The organism is Variovorax sp. P4_D9, from assembly GCF_056401695.1.
In genome coordinates this window covers 1-1,365 of sequence record NZ_JBFUIU010001441.1, presented here as the reverse complement: position 1 = coordinate 1,365, position 1,365 = coordinate 1, and the positions used below count along the sequence as shown (strand labels likewise).

The 1,365-nt window shown below is 58.6% G+C and carries 2 protein-coding genes; both read right to left on the bottom strand.

Annotated elements, in window-relative coordinates; translation table 11 throughout:
* Positions 1–117: 117 nt before the first annotated feature.
* The gene (locus AC1DY5_RS55800; protein ID WP_478122732.1) at positions 118–813 is read right to left on the bottom strand and encodes a hypothetical protein; all 696 of its coding nucleotides are present in this window, start codon (positions 811–813) and stop codon (positions 118–120) included.
* 4 nt (positions 814–817) lie between these two features.
* Positions 818–1,365 (bottom strand): hypothetical protein (locus AC1DY5_RS55795; RefSeq protein WP_478122731.1); only part of this gene is annotated, 548 nt, incomplete at its 5' end.

Here is a 1,365-nt window from a genome sequence, read left to right as displayed (position 1 = left end):
GTCGTGGATCGTCCGGAAGGGCTTTTGTAGCTTTTGTAGCGTCCCTATTGGCGCTTGCGCCGATTTTGTAGCCTCCCGCTGCTTGGGCCTGGCCCCATGCCTCGGGCTCTCGTTTCGCTAAAAGCCTCCAGTCCCTGCCACCGCGGGCCCGTTCTTCCTCTTGTCGAATGCTTCGGCGTTGTACGTCGTCGCCAAGATCTTCGGATCGATGCCCTTGCTCTTCTCGACGATTGTGTCAGCGGTCTCCTCCGCTTTGGCGCGGTACTCGAGCCACGCCCTGTGCTCCTCGTCGAGGTAGTCAACTCGTTTGCCCAATGGGTTCGCCAGATGCCGTTTCACGTAGTAGATCAACAGGTGCGCATTCACAAACGAACTCTTCACCTTGTCTGACCAGATCGCACCGGCCTCGGCTCGCTTGTCCTCTGGCAATGCGCGACTTGCTTCGAGGTGATCGTCCAGGCTTTTGACCTGAACGTTGAGCGAATCGACCGCACTGTGAATGAGCTGAAAGGAGAGGCGCTGCGCCTGGCCCAGGTCAACAAAGACATCCTTGTACGCGACTCCGTAGAAGCCGTGCTGGATGGGCGGAGCCCCCACGCCTGCGATCTGCTGCAAGGCAACCCACTGCAGGCTGCGTTCAAGCGTGATAACCAACCCTTCGGTCTGCCGCCGAATATCCAGCAGTTCATCTTCCAAGCCTGCCGCCATGCGGCGGAGACGCAGGTGTTCGCGCCACCATGTGGTCAGTGTGCCGAGCACCCAACCAACGACGGTTCCCGCAAGAGCCACCACCGCTTTGTTGTCCATGTCCATCGTGCTACGGCTTCATGAGGTCGGCAGCGCATGCCACGAAGGCATCAATCATGGCCGTGCTTCTTGTTCGTACCACCTCATCCCCTTGAATCTCCGTTTTCTCGATCGTCAAATCGATAGAGGTGGTCACGTCTTGCTGGCCTGGCATTCGGTTGAAGACGACCACAAACCCGCGTTTCTCAACAATGGATTGAAAGGTCTTCACGAACGAATCGTCTAGACCGCTGACGTAAAGCCCGAACCCTTCGTTTTCGGCTTGCACGGAGACAACTTGGCTGGGGGCGTCGCCGCGCTCCGATCGAACAAACGCCTTGTTGGGCCGTGCGGCTGGTGGCGAATTGAAGTCGTCAAACACCCCGAGCTTTAGCGCGACGCCCATCTTTTCGCCGCGGCCTCTGAGGTAGTAAGAACCCACGAGCTTGATGGGCGCGCCTTTCCTCGTGCTGAAGTCCCTGTTGAGGGCGCTAAATTCGAGTCCGCAAGCCTGAAGCTTGCCGTCAGCGGATTCGCGGTGAGGCACTACGAACACCGTCCCGCGCAGCCTTTCAAAGG

Excerpts from the sequence above, each read along its gene's own strand:
- AC1DY5_RS55800 (WP_478122732.1), bottom strand. The coding sequence starts at position 813 with ATGGACATGGACAACAAAGCGGTGGTGGCTCTTGCGGGAACCGTCGTT.